The sequence below is a fragment of the Pseudomonas sp. St290 genome (genome assembly GCF_018325805.1).
GTDB lineage: Bacteria > Pseudomonadota > Gammaproteobacteria > Pseudomonadales > Pseudomonadaceae > Aquipseudomonas > Aquipseudomonas bijieensis.
On sequence record NZ_AP014703.1, the window covers coordinates 2,529,007 to 2,543,519 of the forward strand.

Below are 14,513 nucleotides of genomic sequence, written 5' to 3' on the forward strand. Positions count from 1 at the left end.
CAATCGTCCATACGAGGCCGTAGCATGCCCTCGCTCGACGCAAAATCATACTAGCATGTGTTTTGATAATTAGCACAAGTTTCAATGGGTGGAACTTTTGAGTGGCGGGTGCGTGCTGAGTTAGCGCCGGTGCAAGCTTGTGTAAGATGGTGTTTGTGGTTTCATTCATTGAAACCTATTCCAAAAATAATTGACTTTCGTCTAGCAGCGGACGACAGTGCACCGTGGCAGCTCTGCTTTTGGGGAGAGCAGAGAAACGACTGCATCTCTTTACCTCGTCTCCCGATTTTCGATAGCGATCAAGGGCTTCAGTACCGATATGAATAATTACAAAAACTTGCTTGAACCACGTTCGATTGCGGTTGTAGGCGTGTCGGAGGATGCGGGACGTCCCGGCTCTCAGGCCGTAAGAGCTCTGATGAGCAATGGATACACCGGCGCGATCTATCCGGTGAATCCCAAATACGAAACCTTTGAAGGTTTGAAGTGCTATGGGTCCGTTGCCGATATCGAAGGCGACGTCGACCTCGTAGTGGTTGGCGTTCCTGCGCAGGGCGTTTTAGCCGTGCTGGAATCGAGTGCGCAGAAGAAGGTTCCTTTTGCGGTGGTTCTGAGCGGTGGCTTTCGAGAGAGCGGTCCGGAAGGGATTCTCCGTGAGGAGAAAATGCTCGCGATTGCCCGGGCGGCGGGCATGCGCATTATCGGGCCCAACTGCCTCGGTTTTGCCAACATCCATTCTCGGGTCTACGCCGCATTCGGCAGCATTACGCGTGAACCGAAACTCGAGAAAGGGTCGGTATCGCTGGTGACGCAGAGTGGAGGATTCGGCTACAGCATCGCCCTTGCATGCGCCGAAGCGGGGATTGGTTTCCGGCATGTGATCGCGACGGGCAACGAAAGCGACGTCAACACGGTGCAGCTCATTGAGGCGCTGCTTGATGATGACGAGACACACACCATCGTCGCCTATATCGAGGGAACCAACGACGGTCGTGCGCTGTTGGAAATCGGCCGCAAGGCTACGGCGCGTGGCAAGCCGATTCTGCTCTGGAAGGGCGGCGTCACCGAGCAGGGCGCACTGGCGGCCGCATCGCATACCGCCAGCATGACGGGTGTCTATGATTTCTATCGTGCCCTGTTCAAGCAAACGGGGATCGTCGAGATCAGAGAGATCCATGAAGCAGTGGATTTCCTCAAGGCATTGGAAAGCAAAAAATACCCGGACAATGGGGGTGTCGCGGTGATGGGGGTATCGGGCGGGTCTGCGATCGTATTTGCAGATGCGGGTGAGCCTGAAGGTCTGACCTTGTGTGAACTTGGTAACGATACCCAGCAAAAGCTGCTGGCGGTCGTGCCTAACATCGGGGCCGTCCATAATCCAATCGACCTTACCGCAGGGTATTTTTCGGCGGCCAATGCGCAGAAGTTGGAAGCCGCTGTAAGCGCGACGCTTGAAGACCCCGCCGTAGGATCGCTTTGCATTAACCTGGCAACCACAGGCGCCTCTGGCAGCCTGGCGGCAGCCCAGGTATTGGCCCGAATTGCCGCGTCGGCGTCGAAGCCGATCCTGGTTTTTTCCTCAGCCCCCAGCGTTCAGGTTGCAGAGGCGCTGCGTGTATTCGCTGATGCGGGAATTCCGGTGTTGCCTTCGCCGTCGCGAGCCGCCAAAGCTATCGCAATGCTGATGCGATTCAAGCGGACTCAATCGCGCATTTTGCAGATGCAAGAGGATGAGGGGCTCAAAGTAGAGCGAGCTTCTGTACCGCTTAGCACCGCCGTTGGCAGTCGGGCATCGTTGTCCGAGGTCGAGTCCAAGGAAATGCTGCGTTCAATCGGTATCCCCGTCACAACCGACCTGATCGTGAAGGGTTTTGACGCTGCGCTGTTCGACAAAGTCAAAGCGCCCCTGGTCGTCAAGATTGTCTCTGCGGACATTGCGCACAAAACCGAAATAGGCGGCGTAAAGGTCGGCATTCGGACAGCCCAGGAGCTGGAGTCAGCGATCGAGCAGGTGTTAGCCAACGCGCAACGGCATGTGCCTGCCGCCCACATTGAGGGTGTCCTCGTTTCCGAGATGGTGACAGGTGGTTTCGAACTGATTGCCGGGGTGGTCAAGGATCCTTCATTTGGCCCTGTGGTGGTAGTCGGCGCAGGTGGGATTTATGCGGAAGTACTGAAGGATTCCGCGTGTCGAATCGCCCCTTTCGGCCTGCCAACCGCTATGGAAATGCTCGATGAATTGCAATGCAGCGTGATCATGCACGGGGTTCGGGGCGCGCCTCCCCTTGACGTCGATGCTGTTGCCCGCGCGTTGGTGGCGTTATCGCAGTTTGCCTGGGAGCAGCGCAGCGATATAGCCGAAATCGACATCAATCCAATGTTTGTACTGCCCCTCGGTGTGATTGCCGCGGACGCCTTGATTGTGCGCGGTTAATGAACCGCCCCAAGCTTGTCGCGAGAAAGAGCAATGTACAAAACATTCTGTAAAGGGGTGAATCGCTATGAATGACAGCCTGTCCGCCACATTGACGCATCGGGTCAATGTGAAGCCTATCGACCGCACGTTCGAGGTACAGCAAGACGATACGATACTTGCTGCCGCCCTCAAAAGCGGGTGTCAACTGCCCTACAGTTGTCAAAATGGCATCTGCGGAACCTGTCGGGCCGTCGTACTCGACGGGGTGGTCGATCATGCGGAGTCCAGCATGGCGATACTTTCCAACGAGGACCGGCAGCAGGGATACGCGCTCCTGTGCCAGGCAAAGGCTTTAACAGCATTGACGATCGCCTGCGAGGTGGTGGAAGCAACACAAGACATCCCTATTCGACGGCTTGTTTCCCGTGTCGATCGTCTCGAGCGCCTGGCCGAGGATGTGATGAGAATTCGCCTGCGCCTCCCTGCCAAGGAGTCTTTCAGGTTTTTGCCTGGGCAATATATCAACGTCGTGATGCCAGGCGGTATTCGTCGCAGTTTGTCGCTGGCAAATGTGCCCGACGACAACGTGTTGGAGTTGCATCTCAGGAATTACGGTGGCCCGTTTAGCCAACACGTTTTCAATGTCATGAAAGAAAACGACCTGGTGCGCCTTGAAGGCCCACTAGGTACTTTTTTTGTGCGTGAAGACAGTAGCAAACCAATGGTCTTCGTTGCCAGCGGCACAGGGTTCGCACCGATCAAAGCCATGATTGAGCGCGAACTTGAAAAAGCATCGAGTCGTGAAATAACGCTCTATTGGGGCGGGCGAAGGGCTTCGGATCTGTATTTGAGTTCCGTTGCCGAGGCTTGGACGAAAAGTCACAACGTCACGTTCATACCTGTCCTGTCAGAAGCGCACCCCGACGACCTATGGGAAGGTCGGGTCGGCTTTGTTCACCGTGCAGTCATGGAAGATTACGAGGATCTTTCCCAACATCAGGTCTATGCCTGTGGAGCGCCCGTCGTCGTGCAATCGGCAAGGCAGGATTTTGTGGCATTACGCAACCTCCCCGAGGAAGAGTTTTTCGCGGACATGTTTGTGTCGGGACAAAAGACTCCCCAGTAGAACTCGTGTCGTGTGTCTCGATGAAATAAAAACAAGCACGTAGAGGAAGATGTCCGTGGATGAACTAGCCAGCGAGTTGACGGTTGAGCGACATGAGTCGCTCCTGTGGATCACTCTTAATCGTGTCGCCAAGGCGAATGCGATGACGGTGGATATGATGGAGCGTGTGACGGCTGCACTGCAGGCGGCCACTGATGACCCGCAGATAAACGCGGTGATGTTGACCGGGTCGGGTGAGCGCGTGTTCTGCGCAGGGGTCGATATTCGTGAACAACCGGCGGACGGTGATACGGCACGCCAGCGTGAACGAAGGTCGTTGGCGTTGGCGGCGCTGCAGGACGCCGTGATGGACTGCCCCAAGCCAGTTGTCACAGTGCTCAATGGTACCGCGACGGGAGGTGGCGCGATGCTTGCGCTCTTGGCGGATGCCTGTGTCGCCGTCGATACCGCGAAACTGTCGCTGCCCGAAATTGATTTGGGTATCGCCACCTTCTCGGGTGCGAACATTTTAGAGGTCATCGGCGGACGCGCTTTGGCGCTTGATCTGATTCAGAGCGGCAGGGCGATGAAGGCTACCGAAGCATTGGCGAGAGGGCTGGTCCGCGAGGTAGCCCTGCGAGACGAACTCCATTTGAAAGCTTCGTCGCTGGGGCAGGCGTTGGGGGCAAAGAACCCGCGCACGTTTGCTGAAAACAAGCGGTGGCTCAATCGTTCGCTGAGAGCTGCATTGTTGCAGGCTCGGGACGAGCATGCACGACACCGTGCACTGGCTCAGGCCGAGCAATAGCGCCGCGGGCAACGAGTGTGGTTTTGCACGGGCGGCGTGTCCATATCGAACTGAGGGAATATGATGTCTGATCTAGAAGTCAGTACCGTTGGCCGGGTCATGGTAGCCAAGCTAAACCGGCCCGAAAAAAAGAACGCCTTGAGCGAGAGCATGCTGGATTCACTTCGCACTGCATTGATGGCTGCCGATGAAAATGATGACATCGGTTGTTTCGTCATCACCGGTGCCGGTGATGCATTCTGCTCCGGAGGCGACCTGGGCCGTCGGGCCGCCGAAAGCGCAGAGGGGGATCCAACGCCGCTCGAGCGTAAAATCAGATTGCAAAAAGTCACCCACCAGGTGGCATTGGCGATCGAGAACTTCGAAAAGCCACTCATCGCGGCGGTAAACGGTGCGGCGGTGGGGGCGGGCATGGATCTTTCGTTGCAGTGCGATATGCGTTTCGCATCAGAGTCGGCTCGATTTGCTGAGGCTTATATTCGTGTTGGACTGATCCCTGGAAATGGCGGTTGCTATTTGCTGCCGCGCATAGTCGGTACCGCGAAAGCCCTGGAATTATTATGGACGGGTGATTTCGTCAGTGCTGAGGAGGCGTTGGCATTGGGCATCGTCAACCGAGTATTCAGTGATGACGAGCTCATGCAGCAAACGCTGGATTTTGCTACACGCCTGGCGGATGGCCCTCCCATCCAGCAACGCAGCATAAAGAAGCTGCTATACCAATCGCTGCGGACTGATTTACGGACGAGCTTGGAGTCGGTGGCTGCGCAGATGGCCGTGGTGCAATCCACGGATGATTACAAGGAGGCCATCAAAGCTTACAAGGAAAAAAGGAAACCGCGTTTTATCGGCAAATAGCGTGTCGTGCCTGGACCGACCGGTCCAGGCATCGTTGTGATAGTGGAGGTGTCCGATGGAACTGCGTCAACTGCGCTACTTTGTCCGGGTAGTTGAGTGTGGAAGCATGGGGCGAGCAGCGCTTGAACTCGATGTTGTCACCTCGGCCCTCAGTCAACAAATCAGTCGACTGGAGAATGAACTGTCCGTTCGGTTGCTGCTAAGAAAGAAGAGCGGCGTGCAGCCCACCAGCGCCGGATTGGCATTCTGGCATCGAGCACAATTGGTGTTGCGCAACGCAGAGGATGCGGCCCACGCGGCCAGGACTGGACGGTTCGCCGGGCATGTCACGGTGGGATTGGCTCCATCCACCTCAGGCGTCGTTGCACTGCCGTTCATGGAGGCGATGCGAGAGCGATACCCGGATATTTCCCTTCGTATTGTCGAGGCGTTATCGGGCAACCTGGAGCGGATGCTGAGTGCTAGACAGATCGATCTTGCGATATTGTTTGGCGCTGATCATGGGCGCAGATTCAGCACTCAACCGCTGGTAAATGAACGTCTTTTCGCTATTTCCGCAGCTGACTTTTCCCTGGTCCGCAAGAGTGAATCGCTGTCAATCAGTGAGCTTTCCAACGTTCCCCTTATATTGCCCGGCAGTACGCACGGCCTCAGGGCGCTGATAAACAATGCTTTTGAAAGAGAAGGCTGCACGATGAACGTCATCGCGGAAATCGACGGGCTTGCGATACTCATGGACGCGGTGGGGGCGGGCTTGGGGATGACGGTGCAACCTAGCGCGGCGCTTGCAAGGCATGATAAAGACCGTTTCGATACGGTACCCATTTCCGAGTTCAATTTTACCCGCTTGAATCAAGTCGCCAGTTTGTCGGACGATGAGTTATCGCCGGCGGGTTTGGCAGCACGTGTTGTTTTGGCTGACGTCGTTCGCACGTTGGTTTCGGATAAACGTTGGCTGGGCACGCAACTGGTAACTGTGCCCGACTGAACAAGGCGTGGTCGCCAGCCGTCTCGATGTGCCTCCGTTCTCGAGTTCGGTGGGTGGAACTGAAGTTGGCGAGTGAAATAGCGTCATGCTAGTATGTTATTTTGAGACTGATTCTCGTTTGTTGGCGAATGAAGCATTTCGTGTCGAGGAGGATCGTTACGATCAACGATTTTGATGGGGTTTTTCAAGAATGATGCGCTCTGTGCAACGTATCTTGGCAGTTTTCGAAAGCTTTAGTTCAGACCGCAGCAGCCTTACGCTTCAAGACATTGCAGACCGTATCGAGCTACCGAAGTCGACGACGTTTCGTATTGTCCAGAGTCTTGAAAAGGCTGGCTACCTGGTACGTCTCGAGCAGCAATATTGCTTGTCCTTCCGGTTCACGCGCTTGGCTGGCCTGGTAAAAAGTACCCTGGGTATTCGTGAGATCGCTCGACCCGTATTGCAAGAACTCGCTGAGCAGACTGAAGAAACAGTCTCCATCCATGCGGTGAGTGATCGCAATCGAGTCTGTCTCGACTCGGTCACTACCAGCTCGGCACCCTTGCGCGCGGTGGTCCAGGCGGGTGAACAGATTCCCTTATTGGTAGGGTCTGCTTCAAAGGTCTTGATGGCCTATATGCCCAAAGCCCAGCTCACCCCGTTAGTCAAAAATGTTGCCAAAGCGACGAAGCGCACCAATGGCGCGGTGCTTGAAGAGTTCGCCATGATCCGGGAGCAGGGTTATGCCGTTTCCCATGGCGAACGGCTGTTAGGCATCTCGGCGATCTCGGTACCCATCAAGGACGTCAATCAAGAAGTGCACTATTGCTTGTCGGTGGGGGCACCGACTGTCCGAATGAACATGAATGAAAAGGAGTTTATCGAGTTGGCAGTCAAAGGTGCCGAAGTCATATCGCGACAATTCGGTGGAGAGGTGGCCTTGCCCGCCCCTACATCCGACTGATGATGTGCGCCTGGCCTCAAACCTGGACGTCCTGACAGCGGCTCATCGCGAGAACGAAACGCTCCGCTGGTCACTTCCATGCGAATGGACCAGTTGGGACTTCCAGGCGAACGACGACGGTTCACGATTTGAAGCGCCCCACCAGACCGTTCAGTTCATCTGACAGACTCGACAACTTGCCGGAGTCATCCTGTGCAGAGTTGGCCAAGCTCTCCACCAGCCGAGCCTCGTCATAAATCTGCTGGATATGCCGATTGATCTCTTCGGCCACGCTATGCTGCTCTTCAGCAGCGGCGGATATCTGCAGGTTTTGATCCCTTATTTCATTGACCGATAATTGGATGCCTTCAAAGCTGTCCCGAGTGCTCTCGATGGACGATACGCTGGCGTGCGAGAGCTCCAGGCAACTACCCATTTTGCCCATGACCTCCTGGGTCTTGCTGCCTAGTGCGCCGAGCAGTTGCTCGATTTCGCCGGTCGAATCGGATGTGCGCTTGGCCAGTGCTCTGACTTCATCTGCCACCACTGCAAATCCTCGGCCTTGATCGCCCGCCCTGGCGGCTTCAATGGCTGCGTTCAGGGCCAGCAGATTGGTTTGCTCGGCAATGGCGCGAATGGTGCCAAGGATCTGGTTGATGCTGCGGCTGCCGGCTTCGAGCTCTGTCATGGACTGCGACGACTCGGTCAGACGGCGTCCCAGGCGATTCACGTTGTCCGTGGTGATCTCGATCTGCTGCTTGCCCTCCGCCACACGGCGATGTCCGTTCTCGGCGGACTCTGCTGCGCCGCTGCATGAGCGGGCCACCTCATTGGCGGTTGCGACCATCTCGTTGAACGCGGTCGATACCAATTCCACCGCTTCGCGCTGTCTTCCGGCGGCCTCGTTCATGTTGTTGGCAACCTCGCTGTTAACCCTCGAGGCATTTTGCAGATTGCTCGATGCGGCGCCGATGTGTTGGATCAACTGACGTATGGCGCTGAGAAACTTATTGAACCAGCCTGCCAGTTCAGCGGTTTCGTCGTTACCCTGAAACTCTAGTTCGCGACGCAGATCTCCCTCGCCCTGTGCGATCGATTGCAGTCCGGTGCTGACCTGGCTGATGGGTTTGACGATGGACTGGGAAAATGCCACGGCGACCAGGGCAAAAATGACTGTCAACCCGCCCACGATGAGGGTAGTGAGATAGGTCATGCGAGTGGCCGCGCTCATGACTTCACTGCGCTCGATCAAGCCGATATAGCGCCAGCCAAGATCAGGCGACGTCCAGACGTTGGCCATGTAAGGGATCCCATTGAGTTCAACCTCGGTTGATCCCTGCGGGATGGCGGCCAACTTTGCATAGGCCTCGCCCAGGTCCTTGAGCGGCTTGAAGCTATGCGTCGTGTCGCGGGGGTCTACCAGTACGATTCCGTCCTCGATCAACATCACGTAGCCGCTTTCGCCAAGCCTGATGCTTTTGACCAACTCGGTGAGGTTCTTCAAAGACACGTTCACGGCTAATACACCTTTGACGATACCATCGCTCGTGATCATTGCCCTGGCTGTTCCCACCAGTGCAGCATCTTCCTTACCGTAATCATAGGCTGGGTAAAAAGCGGGTGTTCTTACGGTTTTGCCAGGGCTCGCCATCGCCGCTTTATACCAGGGGCGTGAACGTGGATCGTAGTTGGCCAGTTGAGGATCATCTGGCCATTTGGCGTAGGAGCCGTCCTCCAGGCCGATGGAGAGAATCGCCGCTGACGGGTGGGCCGCACCGTAATGCGCAAACCTTTCGATCAGTTGCTGGGCCGCAGGAGGTAATGGCCGGCTGGCGGCATCGCCGCTCTGGTAGTTCTTCAGCGCGCCAACCGATACATAAACTGGATCGGTTGCCATTTGATCGACATTTTGCTGGCTGGCGTCGAAAAACTGGCGAATGTTGCCGTCGATCTGGCGTATTTCCCGCGTACTGCCATCCATAAACTGATCAACTGCCAGCGTTCGTGTGTTAGTCACCGAAATCACTGCGACCAAGCTCACGGGTATAAACGCGACCAATACGAACGTCAGCACAAGCTTGTTTTTTATTTTCATTGCTAAGCCCATAAACAGGGAGGACGGGCAAACGGCCAATTTGGAGTGGTAGTCGCCTTTACACCCGATCCTGTTCGGGTGCGGTATGTTCGGCGGCTCAGCCGATGAGGCGGACTGTTTTCAGTCCGCGCACATCTTGAGCCGCTCAGCGATCAGTTGACTGCAAAAAAGGGTTATGTAGAAAGCTCTTGCCGCATTGCTTTCTGTGGCTGTGGCAATTCACTCGCCTTGTTGCTTGTCTTGTTGCCCACCGAGGTGCGCAGGTTTATTCCACGAGTCTCAGGAACAAACTGAGTTGTGATCAGACAGAGCACGGCAATCAACGTGACGTAAAAGGCCGGCGCCAGCGGGGAGCCAAACGCCTGGGACAGGTACGCAGCGATCAATGGGCACGTTCCGCCGAACATCGCGACACTTGTCTGATAGGAAATGGCGTGTCCGGTTGCACGGAACGATGTCGGGAAAAATTCCGCTGCGGCCACAAAGCTGGCAGCCCCATAAATCCCCAATCCGGCAGCGAGGAGTGTTTGCCCGGCCACAGCGCTAGCGAAGGAACCCGAGGCAGCCAAGTACATGGCCGGATATGCCGAGAGTGCTATCCATGCCGCACCAAATGTCAGTACTCGCTTGCGGCCAAACCGATCGCTCAATAAACCTCCTAACGGAAGTAGGGCTGAAAGTACGATGACGGCGATGGCGTTTGAGATCAAAGCCGAGGTGGAATCCAGCTTCCCGACCTCAATTAGAAAGGTGTACATAAAGCCGAGCAATAGGTAAGCCCCTACCGAAAAAACCGGTTGGACCATGAACACGTGCAACATACCCCTCAATCCACCGCAGCGAATGGCCGCTATCAGCGGATTTTTCTTGATTTTGCTGGCTTTACTGGCCTGGCGGGCTTGCTTGTACTCTTCAGGCTCATCGATGTTGCGGCGCAGCCAGAACCCGACAACTCCGATAATGCCTCCAAGAAGGAAAGGGATGCGCCACGCCCAGTCTGAATACGCTTGATCCCCTGCTCCAAGCTGGAGTGCGACGACCAAACCGGCCACGACGGCGTTGGGCAGGTGAGAGAAAATCAGCGTGAAGCCAAGCCAGTATCCTCTGCGGTTCTCCGGTGCTGACTCGACGATGTAGCTGGTCGAGCCGGTCGTTTCGCCACCCAGTGCCAAGCCTTGTGCGATTCGACAGAGCAACAGCAGTAACGGTGCGGCGATCCCGATGGTTGCATAGGTCGGAAGCAGCCCGATGATCGCGGTGCCTAGTGCCATGAGCCAAACGGTCATCGCCATGACCCTGATACGGCCAAGGCGGTCCGCCAGATAGCCAAACATCAAGCCACCCAGGGGGCGGGCTACGAAGGCCACTGCATAGACTGCGAACGTGCTCAGAAGCGCGGCAGTTCGATCTGAGCCGGGAAAAAAATGAACGGATAAAATGGGTATTGAGAACCCGAATACAGCGAAATCGTAGATCTCACCGAAGTTCCCGATAGCGCCAGCGGCTAGCGATCGCCGAGAGCTGGTCGTTTTCGTCTTCGTCATGCGTCTTCTCCTGTGACAGGATGGTTTTTATTAGTTGATGCAAAGCTGATGCATCAAGACTGCAGGATGAAACAGTGTTGCTTCGCCATCAGGCCTTAGAGATGTTCGAGGCGTGGATCAATGTTGCATTTTCGCCAAATGAATCTTGGTGATCAGCGAGTGTAATGTTTGTGAAAAGCGTTTCTGCGATGACGCAATCCGCTAACGAAGGTTATGTTAGAAAGACGCGTGTTGCTGGGGTTTAAAAGCAATACGCGTTCACTATTTGTTAATAGGTTGGCGAGGTTTGCCGGACCAGGCAGGTAGCCGAGCGTAGGCTTGTTTCCTGCAGAAGGTGCCGCTGGCTTACCGCCGCATCGGGACAGATTTTGGTTTTCATATAGACCTCGATCGATTCCACGCTCACTATTCGTGAGCCGCCAATCAATTGCAGTTGGAGGAGGGCTTGAACTGAACCGCGGAAATAGAGCTGTAGAACGTGCTCAAGTCTTTTATCGGGACTGGATCGCTGATCTGATGATCCGCTTGCTCGAAGAGGCTTCGTGCAGCATTGGCGATCAACATGGGAGCTCCAAGATCATTGCCGCGCAAACAGGCCGCTTTGAGGATGTTTTTTTCGCTCGTGAGTGTCGTGTTGTCCAGGGGGTGACTGGATAACAATTGGGTATAAATAGAGCGAGAGGATTCACTCCATCCCGATGTCTTTTCCAGGACCTGTGCCATGTCTTCCAATGCCAGCCCATATCGCAGGCCTGCCGCCGTGCATTCATAAGTAATCGCGCTGCATAGCGATGCGATCGCACCTGTGACCAACTCGATGGCGTCACCTTCAGGGCACGCTTGAGGGGCGCCATCCGTGGTCAGCTTCACGGCGTCGCCGTCGTACAGTTTTGTTGCCGCCATGCTTTCGATGAGCCCGACCATGTCTTCGAGCTGCGCAGTTGGCCCCAGGGTGTTGGTTCCGATTTGCAACAATGCCCTGACCAGAGCGGTTAGCGGCATCGGGACATCCCTGGACATTCCCAGCGCGACGGCTTGATCGACGTCTTTGAGCATCAATGCCAGAGCGAAATTGGTAGAGGGTTTTCCCTGGGCAAGCGCGGGTAGCATTCTGTCTGTGGTTTGATTTCGCGCTTTGCTGCGGTTCAACACGTCCGCCATCAGGGGCAGTGACAGGCCGGCTTTTTTGCCCATGGCCACGACCTCAAGGGTCCCTAGTCGGCAACCGGCATTCATGGCGTTGTTGACCATTTTCATGGCTTGGCCGTCGCCGACCCTGTCGCCACAACGATAAATCGTTTGGGTAATAACTTGTAAAACGGGGAGGGCGCGCTCGTAAACCGTATCCGAGCCTGCAACCATCAGCGTGGCTTTGCCTTCGGCAACGACCTGGGGACTTGCAGACACCGCAGCATCCATCATGTCGATACCGCGTTCGGCCAGTTCTTCGGCCATGCGTCTGGTCTCACCCGGGATGCCACTTGTTTGATCAATGATCAGCGTCCCTGGTACCAATCCAGCCGCGAGGCCGTTTGGACCGAACAGTGCAGACCTGACGTCCGAGCTGCGTGGCAGGCACAGGAAGATGACGTCACACCGGCGAGCCAGGTCGGCCGCCGTGGGCGCGACGTCGGCGCCCAGTTTCTTGAACGTGTCGACGGCGGCCGTGTTGATATCCCACACGCATAACGAGTGAGACAGGAATCGACGAGCGAGTTGACTGCCGAGGGCACCGAGCCCGATGTATCCGATTTTCATTGCCTGTCGCCTCTCTTGTGACCATTCAACCGACGCATGCGGCGTATCGGGGGAATGGTGCAGATACTTTTATTGTCCTGGGGTGCGATGAAAGCGTATTGCCTGAACGCTAAAGCAATGAACCGATCATGCCGCCATCAACGCTGATGCTCGATCCAGTGATGAAACCCGCCTGTGTGGATGCGAGAAACGCGACCACGCCACAAACCTCGTCTTGCTCCCCCATGCGGCCGAGCGGTGTGAGTTTGCGGCGTGCCTCTGCCTGCTCCGGGGTGTACGCGGCGGTGCCGGTGCGGTGCGATGTGTCGATCAATGCCGGCGCTACACAATTGACAGTGATGCCGCAAGAGCCCACCTCGTTCGCGAGATGTTTCATGTACGCGGTGACGCCGGCGCGAAAAACGGTTGAAAGGCTATGGTGCGGCATGGGTTGCTTCACCGATGCCGAGGTAATGGCGATAACGCGACCCCATTGCTTCTTGAGCATCTGAGGAACCATTTCCTTGGCGACCTGGATGGTCCCCCAGAGTTGATTTTGATAGGCCTCTTGCCACCGTTCCTCTTCAGTTTCGTCGAGCGTCGCCCGCAGCGGATTGGGGGCTCGCCCCGTGTTCAGGACGAGGATGTCGGTGCCGTTGAATGTAGCGTTCACCGTGTCGGCGAGGCGCTTTACATCAGCGGCGACGCGCATGTCGCCGGCAATGGCGAGTGCACGCACGCCATGCTTTGCCGTTATTTCCTGGGCGAGGGCGGCCAGTTTGTCTGCTGAACGTGCAAACAGCACCACATGAACGCCCTCGGCTGCCAGTGCGTGGGCAATATTCTTGCCTAAACCTGCGCTGGCGGCGGTGATGACTGCCACTTTTCCGTTGATCTTCAGGTCCATGATTTACTCCGACACGATGATTTCATTGCCTTCGACGCTAAATCGATGGGGCATGTCTTCGGAGGCCCATTCCAGGTATGAAAGCACTTTATGGAATCGAGGATCGTCGTGATTCAGCACTTCGGGCCGATACTGTGCGTCCATGACCATCGGAAGGAACGAAACCTTTTGTATACCGTTTTTGGTCGCCACTGCTTTGGCGAGCAAGCTCAACGTACAGGCCTTGCCGTAGGGCATGAAAGGATATTCGGGATCGAGGTCCGCGTGATTGCGAACCGCACCGTGAGACCAGGCGGGCTCGCTCCATGAAGGCGCGGGAAACGACTTGGTCATTGCGAACACGCCGAGACTGTAGAAGACGGCTTTGCCCTTATACATCTCGATCGCTTTGGGAATATGCGGTGCGTGGCACACCACCATATCTGCACCTGCATCAATGGCAGCATGGGCTACGGTCACCTGGTAATCGGAGATCACGCGCGGCAGCCGGATGACGCCGGAATGAAAAGCCAGGATAACGACGTCTACCTCACCTTTCAGCTTCTTGATGTCCTCGACCAGGTTCGCCAGGTCGCTGGAGTCAGGTTCCGTGCGAATGCGAACGGGCTGGTGGGGGCCTCGTGTTTCATAGGAGGTATCGATCTTGATACTGGTCACGCCAGGTTTTTGCAGTCCTGCCTCGCTGCCGGCAGGACCGAGCGAGGTATAGCCCAAGTAACCGACCTTGATACCGTCGTGTTCAATGATGGCTGGACGCCGTGCTTCTTCCAGATCCCGACCTGCGCCTGTCACCTGGATGCCGCGCGAGACGAAAAAGTCCCGGGTATCCACGAGGGCGTCCGGGCCGCTGTCGTAGCTGTGATTGTTTGCCAGGGTCACCGCGTCGAACCTGCCATTGGTGAAAATAGCAGCCATTTCAACGGGCTGACCGACTTGAGGGGCATGGTCTGCGCGCACGGTGCGGTCCGAGTAGGTGCGCATGCAGTTGATGAAGCGCATGTCGGCCGAGGCAAGAGTCGGCAGGACGAGTTCTGTGTATCCCTCCACCGGGAAGCCGTCTTTCGGTCCATGCGTGGGACCGCAGTCCCCGCCGATCAGTATGGTGGCGTTCGATGTCATTTTCCCTCCTA

11 protein-coding genes and 1 pseudogene are annotated in these 14,513 nt (G+C 56.1%); 6 read left to right on the top strand and 6 right to left on the bottom strand.

Annotated elements, in window-relative coordinates:
* Positions 1-319 precede the first annotated feature (319 nt).
* The 6 genes from PBDP_RS11140 (at position 320) to PBDP_RS11165 (ending at position 7,121) form a co-directional block, all read left to right on the top strand.
* Positions 320-2,434: an acetate--CoA ligase family protein gene (locus tag PBDP_RS11140; protein ID WP_212800645.1), complete on the top strand. Its 2,115-nt coding sequence runs from the start codon at positions 320-322 to the stop codon at positions 2,432-2,434.
* Positions 2,435-2,501: 67 nt separating this feature from the next.
* A complete protein-coding gene (locus PBDP_RS11145) occupies positions 2,502-3,542 on the top strand; it encodes a CDP-6-deoxy-delta-3,4-glucoseen reductase (RefSeq protein ID WP_212802241.1) in 1,041 nt (346 codons plus the stop codon).
* 49 nt (positions 3,543-3,591) lie between these two features.
* Positions 3,592-4,329 (top strand): enoyl-CoA hydratase/isomerase family protein, encoded by a 738-nt coding sequence (locus tag PBDP_RS11150; RefSeq protein ID WP_249411849.1) that lies wholly within the window; start codon positions 3,592-3,594, stop codon positions 4,327-4,329.
* A 63-nt stretch (positions 4,330-4,392) separates the two neighbouring features.
* The gene (locus tag PBDP_RS11155; protein WP_212796437.1) at positions 4,393-5,187 is read left to right on the top strand and encodes an enoyl-CoA hydratase/isomerase family protein; all 795 of its coding nucleotides are present in this window, start codon (positions 4,393-4,395) and stop codon (positions 5,185-5,187) included.
* A gap of 55 nt (positions 5,188-5,242) precedes the next feature.
* The gene (locus PBDP_RS11160) at positions 5,243-6,175 is read left to right on the top strand and encodes a LysR family transcriptional regulator (RefSeq protein WP_013692814.1); all 933 of its coding nucleotides are present in this window, start codon (positions 5,243-5,245) and stop codon (positions 6,173-6,175) included.
* 193 nt (positions 6,176-6,368) lie between these two features.
* Positions 6,369-7,121, top strand: coding sequence for an IclR family transcriptional regulator (locus tag PBDP_RS11165; RefSeq protein WP_013692815.1), 753 nt, complete (start codon positions 6,369-6,371; stop codon positions 7,119-7,121).
* Positions 7,122-7,242: 121 nt separating this feature from the next.
* Here PBDP_RS11165 and PBDP_RS30270 read toward each other — a convergent pair whose 3' ends face one another.
* The 6 genes and pseudogenes from PBDP_RS30270 to PBDP_RS11190 all read right to left on the bottom strand — a co-directional run bounded on the left by PBDP_RS30270 (position 7,243) and on the right by PBDP_RS11190 (position 14,502).
* Complete coding sequence (locus tag PBDP_RS30270; RefSeq protein ID WP_374005037.1) at positions 7,243-8,010, bottom strand: methyl-accepting chemotaxis protein; 768 nt, start codon at positions 8,008-8,010, stop codon at positions 7,243-7,245.
* Positions 8,011-8,097: 87 nt separating this feature from the next.
* Positions 8,098-9,207: pseudogene (locus PBDP_RS30275) on the bottom strand (cache domain-containing sensor histidine kinase); the annotation flags it as partial.
* Positions 9,208-9,368: 161 nt separating this feature from the next.
* Complete coding sequence (locus PBDP_RS11175) at positions 9,369-10,739, bottom strand: MFS transporter (RefSeq protein ID WP_013692817.1); 1,371 nt, start codon at positions 10,737-10,739, stop codon at positions 9,369-9,371.
* A 423-nt stretch (positions 10,740-11,162) separates the two neighbouring features.
* Entirely contained in the window at positions 11,163-12,497 is a 1,335-nt protein-coding gene (locus PBDP_RS11180) for an NAD(P)-dependent oxidoreductase (protein WP_212802242.1), read from the bottom strand.
* A gap of 109 nt (positions 12,498-12,606) precedes the next feature.
* Positions 12,607-13,383 (bottom strand): SDR family oxidoreductase, encoded by a 777-nt coding sequence (locus PBDP_RS11185; protein WP_212796435.1) that lies wholly within the window; start codon positions 13,381-13,383, stop codon positions 12,607-12,609.
* 3 nt (positions 13,384-13,386) lie between these two features.
* Positions 13,387-14,502, bottom strand: a complete 1,116-nt coding sequence (locus PBDP_RS11190; RefSeq protein WP_249411850.1) for a CapA family protein — start codon at positions 14,500-14,502, stop codon at positions 13,387-13,389.
* Positions 14,503-14,513: the final 11 nt, after the last annotated feature.

What these genes read in the sequence shown, in the direction of transcription:
- PBDP_RS11140 (WP_212800645.1), top strand. Translation starts at nt 320, where the DNA reads ATGAATAATTACAAAAACTTGCTTGAACCACGTTCGATTGCGGTTGTA.
- PBDP_RS11145 (WP_212802241.1), top strand. Translation starts at nt 2,502, where the DNA reads ATGAATGACAGCCTGTCCGCCACATTGACGCATCGGGTCAATGTGAAG.
- PBDP_RS11150 (WP_249411849.1), top strand. Translation starts at nt 3,592, where the DNA reads ATGTCCGTGGATGAACTAGCCAGCGAGTTGACGGTTGAGCGACATGAG.
- PBDP_RS11155 (WP_212796437.1), top strand. Translation starts at nt 4,393, where the DNA reads ATGTCTGATCTAGAAGTCAGTACCGTTGGCCGGGTCATGGTAGCCAAG.
- PBDP_RS11160 (WP_013692814.1), top strand. Translation starts at nt 5,243, where the DNA reads ATGGAACTGCGTCAACTGCGCTACTTTGTCCGGGTAGTTGAGTGTGGA.
- PBDP_RS11165 (WP_013692815.1), top strand. Translation starts at nt 6,369, where the DNA reads ATGCGCTCTGTGCAACGTATCTTGGCAGTTTTCGAAAGCTTTAGTTCA.
- PBDP_RS30270 (WP_374005037.1), bottom strand. Translation starts at nt 8,010, where the DNA reads ATGAACGAGGCCGCCGGAAGACAGCGCGAAGCGGTGGAATTGGTATCG.
- PBDP_RS11175 (WP_013692817.1), bottom strand. Translation starts at nt 10,739, where the DNA reads ATGACGAAGACGAAAACGACCAGCTCTCGGCGATCGCTAGCCGCTGGC.
- PBDP_RS11180 (WP_212802242.1), bottom strand. Translation starts at nt 12,497, where the DNA reads ATGAAAATCGGATACATCGGGCTCGGTGCCCTCGGCAGTCAACTCGCT.
- PBDP_RS11185 (WP_212796435.1), bottom strand. Translation starts at nt 13,383, where the DNA reads ATGGACCTGAAGATCAACGGAAAAGTGGCAGTCATCACCGCCGCCAGC.
- PBDP_RS11190 (WP_249411850.1), bottom strand. Translation starts at nt 14,502, where the DNA reads ATGACATCGAACGCCACCATACTGATCGGCGGGGACTGCGGTCCCACG.